This window comes from Sphingobacterium sp. UBA6317, assembly GCF_002440385.1.
Taxonomy (GTDB): domain Bacteria; phylum Bacteroidota; class Bacteroidia; order Sphingobacteriales; family Sphingobacteriaceae; genus Sphingobacterium; species Sphingobacterium multivorum.
This window is the reverse complement of record NZ_DJTD01000011.1, coordinates 83,445-95,622: the sequence shown is the minus strand read 5'-3', so window position 1 is coordinate 95,622 and position 12,178 is coordinate 83,445. Positions and strand designations below refer to the sequence as shown.

Genomic DNA, 12,178 nt, shown 5'->3' with positions numbered 1-12,178 from the left:
GTAATGTTATTTATAGTTCTTTGTTGAAAATATCAAAATCTCCCGCAGCTGCGGCTTTTAATAAAAGCGACTGCCAAAGGTTGATGTGGACGATCTCACGATCGGTTTCGGCTCTATTGAGTGTATAAAGGGTCTGTGTAACGTCGACAAGCGTAGCTAGGCCGTTTTTATACATCGTCATTTTTTGATTGTAAGCTTGCTGGGCTGCCGATACTTGTCGGGGAGCTTCTAAATCACTTTTTCGGGCCAATTGAATTTTAACATCAGCAGCATCCAGCTGTGCTGCCAATTGGGCTTCGGCGGTTTGGTATTCTTCTCTTAGGGCATCATTCGTAAAGCGCTGTGCACTGATTTTTTTATTAATGCGTGCAATAGAAGTCAGATTCCAGTTTATGCCCAATCCCAAGAGATAATTTTGCCTACTGGGACGAACTCCTTGCCAATAATTTGTGCTATAAGCTTGTAGATCCGTAATGTAGTCGCTCTTAAAACCTGATCCTCTTGTCTGAAAAACACCAAAGGCGCTTACAGTGGGAAGATATTCTTTGGTTGATAGTTTTAATTGTTGTTCACCCAATTCAATTTTACTTTTATAAAATTGCAGAATAGGATTACTTTCAATCAAGTTGTCTGAAAGGGGAGTTAGCTGTACTGGTGTTTTCTGGACGAGTAAGGTATCTATTTGCAGGTTTTTTGCTGGTATTCCCATCAGTACTGTTAATTTGTTGTTTTGCTCTTTAACATTTTCGCTGGCCTGGTTGAGGCTGATCTTTGCGCGTGAGACTTCGGCAGAAGCTAGCGTTGAATCTACGCCGGGCAATATGCCGTTTTTTACTTTCGTGGCAGCGATATTTAAAAATACCAGTGCACGGTCGAGGTTCATCTGTTGATTTTTTTCCAAGCGCTGACTGGCCAATAAATTGAGGTAAGCTGCAGCAATCTTGACTTTATGCTGGAACTGTTCCTGGCCGAGATCGGCCTGTAGTCGTTTGGTGTCAGATTTGGCCAATTCGATCCGTTCTTTTTTTCGTCCAAAGGTGTAAATGTCCCAATTGACGTTGGCTAAGTAAAGCGCACCAAATGCGGCATTCCAATTTTGTTCGGGAAGAGCGGCTCCTGAAGAAGCTACCCCTAGTCCGCCAAATCCATACAGTGGACCATTTTGTCCATTGACTGTTCCAAAGTCCTGTTGCGCTACGATGTTCAGATTGGGCCAAAAGTCGCGTTTGACTTGTTCATTGGTCTGCAGGGAAGACTGGAGATAATATTCCTTTGCCTTGATATTTCCATAATTTGCAAGACCCTGTTCTACGGCGTCGCGCAGTGTAAGCGTCTGAGCGAAGGAGGAGGATGTCGCAAGTGACACAGCCAATGACAGCACTAAATTCAATTTCAGCATAGGTTATCTATCATTTTATGGACACGAAGATAGCGATGAGCTAGGCTGTAAGGCCCCTTTTAAATGATCTATCGTGTTTAAAAGTGACCAATTTAATTCGTCATTTATTTTTCTGCTGTTATAAACTTAAAACTCTTACTTTGTAACAGAATTTTAACAAAAAAAAAGGATTATGAGAAAGGTTTTGGAGAACAAGATGATACAGGAAGTCGTCCTATTGATCTTTTCGTTTATCCTCTTTACGTTGAACGACTGGATTTTGATCCTGAGTTGGAAGGGATTTTTGATGGGGGTGCTCTATTTCCTGATCCTTTATGCGCATGCGCAACTAAATCGCTTTTTTCTATTGCCATTACTGCTTAAAAAGAATAAACCCCTGTTGTATATTCTGGCTTCGGTGGCAACGCTGCTGATTTTTGCACTGATATTAAAAGAGCTGACGGATAACGTCATTTACAAGAATTGTTTTCTCTATAAGAATCTTGTACAGAAAACATTCCATTATCAATTTGGTGTATTATTGGGCTCGTTGATCTGCATATTGGGCAGTATCCAATTTATCGAATTTTACCGCTTTCAACGGGTGAAGACCAGACGCGAACTGCTTTCCAATCAAACGCAACTGTCGCATTTAAAAAAGCAGCTCAACCCACATTTTCTATTCAACACGTTAAATACCATTTATGGTATTAATCTAAAGTATCCGGAACGTACTTCTGAATTGATCATCAAAGTGTCTCAGCTGCTTCGTTATCAAATGGAGAGCAGTGAACGGGAGTATGTGCCTATGGATGATGAAATTGATTTTATTTCAAGTTATATTGAACTGGAACGCGAGCGGTTAGGCTATCGAACGAAAATTGAATTTGACTATCAAAAAGAGGAAGATATCAATTATCAGATAGCGCCAATGTTATTGATTACTTTTGTGGAAAATGCTTTTAAACACGGAACCTGCAGTATTGAAGATTGTTTTGTACATATTTCAATCAAGATTGAAAAAGGGAACTTATATTTGCATGTCCGAAATTCTGTTCCGGTCAAGAAAAGGAATGTGTTCTCAGCAAAAATTGGTTTGGAAAATACGATAGCTCGATTAAAGCTCTTGTATCCTAATCGCTACGTGTTGGCCGCAGATTCCAGGAAAGAAGAGTATGAGGTGTCATTGGTTATCAATCTTTAAACAATGAATAAAAAAAGCTGTATCGTGGTTGATGATGAACCTGCCGCGCATTATGTCCTGGTCAATTATATTGAAAGAAGTACTGATCTACAGTTGGTTGCTCAATGTTATAATGCTTTTGAGGCATTGGAGTTTCTTCGGGAGAACAAAGTAGATTTAATCTTCCTGGATATTGAAATGCCCGAAATTAATGGGATGGAGTTTTTGAAGATGCTGGATAATCCACCCAAAACGATTTTGACAACAGCCTATTCCGAATACGCATTGGAGAGTTATGACTATGGCGTTGTCGATTATTTATTAAAACCTATTTCATTCCCCCGTTTTTTTAAGGCTGTTCAACGTTTTTTGTCGTATAATACGGTCCTGTCACCCCAGGAAGAAGAACCCAAATCGATTAGTATACGCATGGATGGTCGTATTATTGAGGTTAAATTATCGCAGATTGATTTTATTCAGAGCTTTGGCAATTACGTAAAAATTGTTACCCCGGGACAAACTTTTTTAACAGCAAGCACCACCCAACAAATTCTCACACAGGTGCCAGCATCAAAGTTTGTCCGTATCCACAAATCCTACATTGCTTCGATCAATAAGGTGATCAAATATGAGCATGGCATGGTGCAGATCAATAATACGTCTTTACCTGTCGGTATAACTTTTCGTCGGGAATTGCAGGAGCGGTTAGCCAATAAATAGCGCCAAGCTATGAAGTAATTCGATCAGGTATCGCCGTTCTTGTCAATTCACAGCATATCATTTGAAGAAGAAAGTTTATTCATTTAGCTGGATGTGCTGATACTGACGTTGGGCTTGTGCAATACCGGAAAGTTGACTGAATTGGCAATAAAACAATATTCACTTGCTTTTTTGTGCAATTCAATGGCCTGTGCAATCATCGTAGAATCTTTTACCCGGACTGAAGGATTTAGCGTAACTTCTTTAAAATAGCCCTTTCCACTTTCTTCTTCAAGCATGATCGCCGTTGCGTGGTCTACATATTCTTCTACAATAATTTTATTGACGGAGCAGAAATGAAGGTACCATAACATATGGCAAGAGGATAGGGATGCAAGCAATAATTCTTCGGGATTGTGCTTGCTGGGGTCTCCCAGAAACGCTGGATCCGAAGAACCTTCAATCTCAGCTTTGCCGTCAATACGAATGCGGTGGCTTCTTTCGTAGTTTTTATAATGATCGGTTCCGCTGCCGCGATTTCCTGTCCACGCGATTGTGGCTGTGTAGTTATGTTGTTTCATTTGAAAATAATCGTTTGACGCTGTTGGTGCTAATCTGTAAGCAAGTTAAAGAATATCCCTTTATCCTCAACATAAGCGCAATGTCTTTTGGGTAGAATTGACTTTCATATTATGTTTTTTGATTTATTTTTTTTGTTTACAATATACTGATTGGTATTTTATTAGTAAGTTTGTTGTGATTTTAATTAAATATACTGTTTGTGAATAATACCATTTTTTCTATTGTCTTTATATATACCTTTTGGTATTTTATTTTGTACTATGATTGGCATATATCGTGAAATTTTTATAGTAGCCTTTTGGATGGTGTCAACTATGCGGGGCGTATTTGTAAGACCTGTTTTGGTCGTGAATAATTCTGTTAACTAAAAATAGTTCGTATATGGAACAATATGATTTGGTTGTCATTGGGTCTGGCCCAGGCGGCTATGTAGCGGCGATTCGCAGTGCTCAATTGGGGTATAAAACTGCACTTGTAGAGAAATATGATACATTGGGTGGTACCTGTACCAATGTCGGCTGTATTCCCACAAAGGCAATTTTGGATAGTACACATCACTATCATGACGCGCAGCATCATTTTGCTGCACATGGGATTCAGGTAGCAGGGCTGTCGATAGACTTTGGTCGGCTGTATGAGCGTAAAGATAAAGTGGTTTTGCAAAATACGCAGGGGCTGAATTTCCTGATGAAAAAGAATAAGGTAACGGTGATCCACGGAACGGCTTCTTTCGTGAATAATTCTACTGTTGAGATCGCTACATCAGCTGGGGAACGACTATCCCTTGGTGCAAATAAATTCATCATTGCTACCGGCTCAAAGCCGGCGACAATTCCGGGAATAACCATAGATAAAAAACGTATTATCAGCTCAACGGAGGCGTTATCTTTGCCTGAGAAGCCGGGTAAAATAGTTATCATCGGTGGTGGTGTTATTGGGGTAGAGATGGCATCCATATTCAACAGGATGGGCTGTGAGGTCACTATCATAGAATATGCCGATCGCCTCCTTGCTAATATGGATCATGAATTGGGGGATGCATTGAAAAAAATACTACTCCAAGATGGCATTAAAATTCTGCTTAAACAGGCTGTCTACAAAACAGAAAATGAAGGCAGTTCGGCAAGCGTATTCTTTCGGGATAGCGATGGTCAGGAGCAGCAGTTACGGGCGGATTATGTTTTGGTTGCTGTCGGACGGAAAGCCTTTACAGCGGGGCTTGGGTTGGAGAATACAGCTGTTCAACTGGATGCCAGAGGTATGATCGTTACCAACGAGCAGCTACAGACGGCGGTTCCCCATATTTACGCTATTGGCGATGTGATCGGTGGAGCAATGCTGGCGCATAAAGCTGAAGAAGAAGCAATTTTTGTTGTTGAACATATAGACGGCCAAAAACCAAAGGTGCATTATGATCGCATTCCAAGTGTGGTTTATACCTGGCCTGAAGTCGCTTCAGTTGGTGCGACAGAAGAGGACCTCAACGCAAGGGGGGTAGCGTATACGGTTGGGAAATTCCCATTTTCCGCAAACGCCCGTGCCCGCGCGGGGATGGATACGCAAGGGTTTGTAAAGGTGTTAGCCGATCCTAAATATGGCGAATTATTGGGGGTTCATATCATTGGAGCACGTGCGGCCGATCTGATTGCTCAAGGTGTTTTGGGCATGGAATATGAAATCACCGCCGATAGTATGTCAAGGGTGTCGTATGCACATCCTACTTATTCAGAAGTCTTGAAGGAAGCGCATACCATTGCTTCAGGGCGTCCATCTGTAAATATATAAGTATCCTATGCGCCTTTTCAGAGAAGGACAACACGTATTTCTTTCGAAAGAGCTTAATGTATTTCTTTCAGAAGAACTAAACGGGTTTCCGTCCAAGAAAAGGCGCTGCTGGTCTATTTTTTTGGATACAAAAATCAATTTATCTATGTTTGTTGTGTATCATCCTTTAATTTATGGACAAGCAGGTATTGTTAGACAGTATTCAGAAAGAGATCGACCTAACGGAAGATGAAATCGTACGCCTATTGGCTGTTGTGAAATCCAAAAAAGTGAAGAAGAAACAATATTTGCTGTTGGAGGGCGATCTGAGCAGGTATGCTATTTTTGTCGCTTCGGGTTGTCTAAGAAGTTATTGCGTGGATGAAGACGGCTTTCAATATATTCAACAGTTTGCTCCCGAGGGTTGGTGGATCGGCGATATGTATAGTTTGGTGACGGGAAAACCCGGAAGTTTATACATCGATGCGGTATTTGAATCTGAAGTATGGATGATTTCCAAAGTCGATCTGCATCGACTCTATCAGGAGATTCCGAAACTGAATGTCTATTTTCGGATACTTGCCGAAAATGCATTGGTTTATTATCAAAGTCGATCGATGGAGAATCTCCGTCTAGCTGCCAAAGAACGTTACGAAAAGTTCTGTACACGTTATCCTACATTGATCGACTGTCTTCCGCAGAAACAAGTTGCTGCATATATTGGCGTTACGCTCGAGTTTTTAAGTAAAATGCTCCACCAGTAAGGTAAATCGGGCCATCGGCAAGAAATAGCCCGGTGAACTACCATTTCTCTTTTAACAGCGTTTCCAACTGCCCAATTTCTTCCTGATACATGGTTTTCTTTCTAGTTCCGAAGTAAAGGATATTTTCGACAGGCGATGTCCCTTCCCAGATTAGTTTTATTTTCCCGGATGCAATTGCTTCAGCACATAGGAAGTCAGGAACAATCGAAAAGCCTGTATTGTTGCTCAAACAGCGTATGATGGAGCTAATATTGGGAACAATATAATTGGGGCTAAAGTCTGGATGTTCGCCAAAGTGTGTTGACCAGTAGTTTTTTAAATGATCCATATCGGCAGCCGTGCTATACCATAATTGTTTTTTAAGGAGTTGAGCTGCTTCTTTAATTTTATTGGCACTCAGCAGTGCTTCCAGTGTGGATGTATCCGTCTGACACCCTGCAATCAAGACAATACGTTCTTTTGAAAAAGCTTCATACTGTAGATTCTGTTGGTTTCCTTTTTGAGGCGTAATAATAAGATCCAATAAACCATTATCAAGATCCTGTTGCATCTGCGGATATTCTCCAAATTTGATAATTAAATTGAAGGGGAGCTGGGCAATATGTTCTTCGAGGGTGTACTGAAAGGTCTCAAAACACATTCCGATACTGATCGTTATACGTTCGTCCAATGCCCGTTTGTGAAAATGCTGTTCACCGGTTTCTAGTTTTTTAAGCGGATCAATAACATAGTTATACAAGATTTTCCCCTTTTCGGTCGGCACCATTCTTCGCGCAGAGCGATCAAAAAGCTTGTGCCCCGTAAATGCTTCCAGGGAATTCAGATGTAAGCTTACCCCCGGCTGAGAAATAAATAATTCCTGTGCAGCTGCAGATAATGTTCCGGTTTCATAGATTGCCTTAAATGTACGAAGCCATTCTAAGTTCCATTTCATAGTTATTATTTTTATGATACAAATATACAATTTAAATTATTTTTATGATTCAAAAATATGATAGAAATTTGTATTATCAATAATAAAAATTATAGAGATGAAAATATTTATTATCAATGGCGGACAGAAATTCGCACACTCGGGAGGTTCTTTTAATACTACGATAACAAATTGGACCGTTGAAACATTGGCTGAAAATGGATTTGAAACAAGGGTTACCAATATCAATGATGATTTTGATCCAATGGTTGAAGTTGAAAATTTTAAATGGGCAGACATTATCGTTTACCATTTTCCTGTATGGTGGTTCCAGGTTCCGAATCGTCTGAAACTTTATATCGATGAAGTCTTTACGGCCGGCCACAACAACGGTATCTATAAGAGTGATGGTCGATCGCGTAAGAATCCGGCAATTAATTACGGCACCGGGGGTTTGATGCAAGGTAAAAAATACATGGTGACTTCGAGCTGGAATGCCCCTGAGACAGCATTTACAATGGAAAATGAGTTTTTTGATCAGCATTCAGTTGATGCCGGTGTTTTATTCGGTTTTCATAAGATGAATCAGTTTGCAGGATTGGAACACCTGGGAAGTTTCCATTTTCATGATATGGAAAAGGGGGCATCTCAAGAACGTGTCGACAATTACGAAAAGGAATATAAACAATATTTGGAAGAGGTCTTCCATTTGGAAACTACGTTGAACTAAAAATTTATTGATCGATAAATCGCTTTATCCATGGCGTTATTGCGATGAAAAGAGTAAATTACCAAAATAAAATCAATAACATGAAGGTATATTTAACCGCAATTTTAAAAGTAGTTCCTGCACATCGGGAAGAAGTATTGGCATTATTGTTAGAAATGGTCGAGGCAAGTAGGAAAGAAGCAGCGTGTATACAGTATGATCTGCACCAGGTAAACAGTGATGAAAATCAATTTATATTTTATGAAATCTGGGAAGATCAAGCGGGCTTGGATGCGCATAATCAACAACCTTATATTGTGGCATTTGGAAAAGTGGCTGGTGAAAAATTACAGGAAACGCCTCAAATTATAGCAATGAATAAGATTTCTTAATTTACCATGTGGTCTGTCCGGACCTTATTGAGAAGATAGCAAACAACATGTGTAGTGGATGATTTGTGTGGGCCTAGGATATGAACTATAATTGAAGTAACTATAATTGAAGTATTGGTGGTGCCAAAATCATTTGTGTTGCCTAGATAGAGCGTGCTCTATTCTGATTTGGTGACGCGAATGATTTTGTTGGTACCTTGCTGAACAGCGACGTCGACTTTATTTCGTTGCGTGTAGCTCTGTTGCAGGAGATTCAATTTTTTGGTCAGCTGACCATCTTGATTATCTAGCCAGAAGGTAGCAGCCATGATACCAATTTGCACTCTGTAACTGGAATCAGTTTCCGGAACAAGCTGCTCGATAATCTGATGTTGATACCAGGTCAGTTTTTTGTTTTCTTTTTGGGAAACACAGCTGTACAGGAGAAATGCCAGAAGGGCGACATAGCCCATTTTTTGAAGTTTACTGCGTCTTAGGTCCATCAATAGTTCTTTGTGTTAATATCAAATCTACGATTTTTTATCCAACTAATGAATTACCTGTATGAATTTTTATGGCCTCATTTAAACAGTTATGCTCATTTATTGACCAGACTTCTCCTGTATGCACATTCAAGTAAATCTAAAAATGTATGAAGTTTATTGTTCATTTCGTTGTAATCATAAGCCTGAATTACGTCGGGTAATTGCACAAATTGGTGCAATTGGCTTTGGAGAAGGAGATCTTCTTCTGAAGCTATCAATAGCCGGACGACTTCAGCCGTGAGTTCCATATGGCATTGAAATCCGTAAACGAGATTTGTATAACGCACAATTTGCCTAGGGCAGCCGGCGCTACTTGCTAAGATTTCACTTTCAGGGGTAAGTCCAGGCATATCGTTGTGCCAATGGAAAACCCCAATTTCTTTTTGCGGACTATGTTTGTACTTTGCCAATAGCGCTTCGCCAATCAGTTGTGCGCCCAGGCATATACCAACAACTGTCTTGCCTGCATCAATACATCGGGGGATAAAGGCGATTTCGGCCTTAGCGTCAAAATAAGGGTATTCGGACGGGGATGAATCTGGGCTTTGCGGTCCGCCCATAATGATCAATACATCGACGGAATCAATTTCGTCTGGCAGAAGGTCCTGTTGGTAGACCTGGGAAAAGGTGACCTCATGCTGTTGTTTTTCTGCCCAGGCTAAATAGGCTCCAGGTGCTTCAAAAACTTCGTGTTGTATAAAATGTATCCGCATTGGTTTTTATGTTATCGGTTTTCGTTCCAGTAATAACTATCTGGAGTAGGACGCTGTCCAAAAATTGCCGTTCCTACCCTGACAATCGTCGCACCTTCCGCTATCGCTATTTCTAAATCCCCGCTCATGCCCATAGACAGTTCTTTCATCGATACATCAGGAATGGCTAGGGCTATAATTTGTTGTTGAATATGTCTAAGCAATTTGAAACAGGCTCGCACCTGTTCGGCCTCGGCACTCAATAGACCTATCGTCATCAATCCTTTAATCTTTAGTGTGTTTAATGTTGCTATTTGCTGAACCAGATCGATCACTTTCTCTGGAGCAGCGCCGTACTTGCTCTCTTCAAAGGAAGTATTCACCTGAATGAGCACTTCCATGGTTTTATCTTCTTTAAAAAGTCGTTGATGCAATTTTTCGGCAAGATCTATACGATCGATTGAATGGATGCAGGATACGTTGTATTTCAGCAGATCCTTGATTTTATTGGTTTGCAGGTGGCCAATAAAATGATTAACATGCGGAATAGTATCTAAATACTCAAATTTGTCTTTTAATTCCTGTACTTTATTTTCGGCAATTAAGGTTTGACCAGTTTGCAGTGCGATTTCGATACGTTCGGCAGGTACGGTTTTAGTCGCTAGCAATAATTTTACTTCGCGTGGGTCGCGCTGATTTGCTTTGCACGCTTTGTCGATACGCTGTTGTATAATGCGTATATTCTCTGTAATAAACTCATCCATGTTACGGTTGTATTGTTTTTTTCATCATAATATCGATTTGCTTATCGTCGCCCAGTTGAAATATATGCTTGTCGAATGCCACAAAGCCATTTTTCCGATAGAAATTGATCGCGCGGGAATTTTTTTCCCAAACACCAAGCCAGATAAATGAAACTGCTTTTTTTTGAGCTAAGGCTAGTGCTTTCTCGAACAATAGCTGCCCCACTTTTCTACCGTGAAATTCCTGTAGAATATAGATGCGTTCAATTTCCAATGCCTCTGGGTATTGGTTTTCGGTCTGCGCTTGTCCGGTATTTATTTTTAAGTAACCGATAACATTATTTTCTAAAACGGCGAAGTAAAATTCAGACTCATCGTGACAGAGCTCGGCCAATAATTTTTCTCTTGAAAATCCTTCAGTCAGGTAGGTTCTCATATTATCTTCGGTGTTTGTGTCTGAAAAGGTCTGGATAAATGTTTCTTTTCCAATCTGCTGCAGCAGGTCAATATCTGTTAGTTTTACTTTAGTGATTGTTATTTCGGTGTTATTTTTGTTCATTTTTTTCATTACTTATTGATCCATTTTTCATTGCTGCGGCAATATTTCTTTCGAGCTCATTGTCGTTATTTTTCAGAAAATCGCGGATACGCTGTCTTTCTGTTTCACTTTTATTTTGACTTAATTTTTTTTGGCCCTGTAAATCCGTAACGGCAAGTTCGAAGGTGATGATACCTCGCATCATGCCACTTTTGAAGCGATCGGAGAGATTGTTCCATTGTGTTAGATAAGCTTCGTCGTAACTGAGGATCATTTGCTCTAAAGCCTTGTTTATTGCTTTTTCCTCCGTAAGGATAGATGCAAGACCATAGGCATGAACCGCAATGTAGTCCCAGGTTGGTACACTTTCTTCCTTGTCGTAGTGCTGTGGCGAGATATAAGCATGTGGTTCGGAGAAAATGACTAATGACGGTGTATTTTCGATATAATTGGCTTGTTCGTTTGCGCGAGCGAAGTGTGATGTTAAAAGCAGCTGATCTTTATCTGTACGGATGTGGAAGGGGAGCTGGGTTGCTATTGGAATCCCCTCTTTAACCGATACGATGGTGGCAAAACTATATTGTTGCATAAATTCAACCTTTTCTGCGTAATCTTCGAACTGGAAATGTTTGGGTACATACATGCAAATAGCTATTTCTTGATTTAATTCAAAATTACGGCCAATGGGTGCAAATGAGCTAGTCCAAATTGAATAATGTAGCTGGTCCAGTGTTCATTTATTGCGCTTGCTTAAGTATATTTACGTTAAAAGATAAGCAAAAAAAGACGCCAAAAATGGAGAAATATGAGCTAAGACGTTTAGAAATAGGAGAATGGCAGCAATACAAAAAGATAAGACTGGAGGCCTTATCTTCTGCTCCTGAGGTGTTCGGTAGCAATTATCAAAAGGAAGCGGCTTATAGTGACGCTGAGTGGATGGCCTTACTGGGAAATCCCAAATGTGCGATATTCGGTTTGTATAACCAAGAATTATTGATTGGGCTGACTGGTGTCGTGTTGGATCGGACGGATGAATCAAATGCGATTTTGATCGCGTCTTTCATTCAGGAAGGCCATAGAGGCCGGGGGTTATCCCGCTTGTTTTATGAAGCGCGTATAACATGGGCACGTGAACAAGGCTGCCTCCGGATTACGGTATCTCATCGGGTTGGTAACGAAGCCTCGAGAGCTGCAAATCAATCGTTTAACTTTGCGTATACACATTCAAGGGATGTCGTTTGGCCTGATGGGGTCAAAGCAGAAGAGCTGATCTATGTTTTGAATCTTTAGTTAACCT

Annotated in this window: 15 protein-coding genes; 7 read left to right on the top strand and 8 right to left on the bottom strand. The window is 40.4% G+C overall.

Features of this window, described 5'->3' with window-relative positions; genetic code table 11:
• Positions 1 to 10 precede the first annotated feature (10 nt).
• A complete protein-coding gene (locus B3E92_RS03000) occupies positions 11 to 1,399 on the bottom strand; it encodes a TolC family protein (protein WP_286895326.1) in 1,389 nt (462 codons plus the stop codon).
• 172 nt (positions 1,400 to 1,571) lie between these two features.
• Here B3E92_RS03000 and B3E92_RS02995 point away from each other — a divergent pair, with 172 nt between their 5' ends.
• Positions 1,572 to 2,582 (top strand): sensor histidine kinase, encoded by a 1,011-nt coding sequence (locus B3E92_RS02995; protein ID WP_286895325.1) that lies wholly within the window; start codon positions 1,572 to 1,574, stop codon positions 2,580 to 2,582.
• 3 nt (positions 2,583 to 2,585) lie between these two features.
• The gene (locus B3E92_RS02990) at positions 2,586 to 3,281 is read left to right on the top strand and encodes a LytR/AlgR family response regulator transcription factor (protein ID WP_046675045.1); all 696 of its coding nucleotides are present in this window, start codon (positions 2,586 to 2,588) and stop codon (positions 3,279 to 3,281) included.
• Positions 3,282 to 3,364: 83 nt separating this feature from the next.
• On the opposite strand, the gene B3E92_RS02985 is transcribed toward B3E92_RS02990, so the two are convergent.
• Positions 3,365 to 3,841 (bottom strand): OsmC family protein, encoded by a 477-nt coding sequence (locus B3E92_RS02985; protein WP_286753334.1) that lies wholly within the window; start codon positions 3,839 to 3,841, stop codon positions 3,365 to 3,367.
• A 382-nt stretch (positions 3,842 to 4,223) separates the two neighbouring features.
• Between B3E92_RS02985 and lpdA the strand changes: the two genes are divergently transcribed.
• Both lpdA and B3E92_RS02975 read left to right on the top strand, forming a co-directional pair.
• Positions 4,224 to 5,627 carry a dihydrolipoyl dehydrogenase gene (lpdA, locus tag B3E92_RS02980; RefSeq protein ID WP_286895324.1) on the top strand — a complete coding sequence of 468 codons (1,404 nt, stop codon included), beginning with the start codon at positions 4,224 to 4,226 and terminating at the stop codon, positions 5,625 to 5,627.
• A 173-nt stretch (positions 5,628 to 5,800) separates the two neighbouring features.
• Complete coding sequence (locus B3E92_RS02975; RefSeq protein WP_286895323.1) at positions 5,801 to 6,370, top strand: Crp/Fnr family transcriptional regulator; 570 nt, start codon at positions 5,801 to 5,803, stop codon at positions 6,368 to 6,370.
• Positions 6,371 to 6,407: 37 nt separating this feature from the next.
• On the opposite strand, the gene B3E92_RS02970 is transcribed toward B3E92_RS02975, so the two are convergent.
• Positions 6,408 to 7,304, bottom strand: a complete 897-nt coding sequence (locus tag B3E92_RS02970; protein WP_046675049.1) for a LysR family transcriptional regulator — start codon at positions 7,302 to 7,304, stop codon at positions 6,408 to 6,410.
• A 97-nt stretch (positions 7,305 to 7,401) separates the two neighbouring features.
• On the opposite strand from B3E92_RS02970, the gene B3E92_RS02965 reads away from it, so the two are divergent.
• Together B3E92_RS02965 and B3E92_RS02960 are read left to right on the top strand one after the other, a co-directional pair.
• A complete protein-coding gene (locus B3E92_RS02965) occupies positions 7,402 to 8,013 on the top strand; it encodes an NAD(P)H-dependent oxidoreductase (RefSeq protein ID WP_070566979.1) in 612 nt (203 codons plus the stop codon).
• An 80-nt stretch (positions 8,014 to 8,093) separates the two neighbouring features.
• The gene (locus B3E92_RS02960) at positions 8,094 to 8,384 is read left to right on the top strand and encodes a putative quinol monooxygenase (RefSeq protein WP_286895322.1); all 291 of its coding nucleotides are present in this window, start codon (positions 8,094 to 8,096) and stop codon (positions 8,382 to 8,384) included.
• A 158-nt stretch (positions 8,385 to 8,542) separates the two neighbouring features.
• On the opposite strand, the gene B3E92_RS02955 is transcribed toward B3E92_RS02960, so the two are convergent.
• The 5 genes from B3E92_RS02955 to B3E92_RS02935 all read right to left on the bottom strand — a co-directional run bounded on the left by B3E92_RS02955 (position 8,543) and on the right by B3E92_RS02935 (position 11,524).
• Complete coding sequence (locus tag B3E92_RS02955) at positions 8,543 to 8,866, bottom strand: hypothetical protein (RefSeq protein ID WP_112375828.1); 324 nt, start codon at positions 8,864 to 8,866, stop codon at positions 8,543 to 8,545.
• A 95-nt stretch (positions 8,867 to 8,961) separates the two neighbouring features.
• Complete coding sequence (locus B3E92_RS02950) at positions 8,962 to 9,621, bottom strand: glutamine amidotransferase-related protein (protein WP_286895320.1); 660 nt, start codon at positions 9,619 to 9,621, stop codon at positions 8,962 to 8,964.
• Between the two features lie 11 nt (positions 9,622 to 9,632).
• On the bottom strand, positions 9,633 to 10,364 hold the full coding sequence (locus B3E92_RS02945) for a YggS family pyridoxal phosphate-dependent enzyme (protein ID WP_286895318.1): 732 nt from the start codon (positions 10,362 to 10,364) through the stop codon (positions 9,633 to 9,635).
• Between the two features lies 1 nt (position 10,365).
• The gene (locus tag B3E92_RS02940; protein WP_286895316.1) at positions 10,366 to 10,902 is read right to left on the bottom strand and encodes a GNAT family N-acetyltransferase; all 537 of its coding nucleotides are present in this window, start codon (positions 10,900 to 10,902) and stop codon (positions 10,366 to 10,368) included.
• A complete protein-coding gene (locus B3E92_RS02935) occupies positions 10,889 to 11,524 on the bottom strand; it encodes an FMN-binding negative transcriptional regulator (RefSeq protein WP_286895314.1) in 636 nt (211 codons plus the stop codon). Before B3E92_RS02935 ends, B3E92_RS02940 begins: the two co-directional genes overlap by 14 nt.
• A gap of 152 nt (positions 11,525 to 11,676) precedes the next feature.
• On the opposite strand from B3E92_RS02935, the gene B3E92_RS02930 reads away from it, so the two are divergent.
• Positions 11,677 to 12,171, top strand: coding sequence for a GNAT family N-acetyltransferase (locus B3E92_RS02930; RefSeq protein WP_286895312.1), 495 nt, complete (start codon positions 11,677 to 11,679; stop codon positions 12,169 to 12,171).
• Positions 12,172 to 12,178: the final 7 nt, after the last annotated feature.

What these genes read in the sequence shown, in the direction of transcription:
- B3E92_RS02995 (WP_286895325.1), top strand. Translation starts at nt 1,572, where the DNA reads ATGAGAAAGGTTTTGGAGAACAAGATGATACAGGAAGTCGTCCTATTG.
- B3E92_RS02935 (WP_286895314.1), bottom strand. Translation starts at nt 11,524, where the DNA reads ATGTATGTACCCAAACATTTCCAGTTCGAAGATTACGCAGAAAAGGTT.
- B3E92_RS02955 (WP_112375828.1), bottom strand. Translation starts at nt 8,866, where the DNA reads ATGGACCTAAGACGCAGTAAACTTCAAAAAATGGGCTATGTCGCCCTT.
- B3E92_RS02970 (WP_046675049.1), bottom strand. Translation starts at nt 7,304, where the DNA reads ATGAAATGGAACTTAGAATGGCTTCGTACATTTAAGGCAATCTATGAA.
- B3E92_RS02940 (WP_286895316.1), bottom strand. Translation starts at nt 10,902, where the DNA reads ATGAACAAAAATAACACCGAAATAACAATCACTAAAGTAAAACTAACA.
- B3E92_RS02950 (WP_286895320.1), bottom strand. Translation starts at nt 9,621, where the DNA reads ATGCGGATACATTTTATACAACACGAAGTTTTTGAAGCACCTGGAGCC.
- B3E92_RS03000 (WP_286895326.1), bottom strand. Translation starts at nt 1,399, where the DNA reads ATGCTGAAATTGAATTTAGTGCTGTCATTGGCTGTGTCACTTGCGACA.
- lpdA (WP_286895324.1), top strand. Translation starts at nt 4,224, where the DNA reads ATGGAACAATATGATTTGGTTGTCATTGGGTCTGGCCCAGGCGGCTAT.
- B3E92_RS02990 (WP_046675045.1), top strand. Translation starts at nt 2,586, where the DNA reads ATGAATAAAAAAAGCTGTATCGTGGTTGATGATGAACCTGCCGCGCAT.
- B3E92_RS02965 (WP_070566979.1), top strand. Translation starts at nt 7,402, where the DNA reads ATGAAAATATTTATTATCAATGGCGGACAGAAATTCGCACACTCGGGA.
- B3E92_RS02975 (WP_286895323.1), top strand. Translation starts at nt 5,801, where the DNA reads ATGGACAAGCAGGTATTGTTAGACAGTATTCAGAAAGAGATCGACCTA.
- B3E92_RS02945 (WP_286895318.1), bottom strand. Translation starts at nt 10,364, where the DNA reads ATGGATGAGTTTATTACAGAGAATATACGCATTATACAACAGCGTATC.
- B3E92_RS02930 (WP_286895312.1), top strand. Translation starts at nt 11,677, where the DNA reads ATGGAGAAATATGAGCTAAGACGTTTAGAAATAGGAGAATGGCAGCAA.
- B3E92_RS02985 (WP_286753334.1), bottom strand. Translation starts at nt 3,841, where the DNA reads ATGAAACAACATAACTACACAGCCACAATCGCGTGGACAGGAAATCGC.
- B3E92_RS02960 (WP_286895322.1), top strand. Translation starts at nt 8,094, where the DNA reads ATGAAGGTATATTTAACCGCAATTTTAAAAGTAGTTCCTGCACATCGG.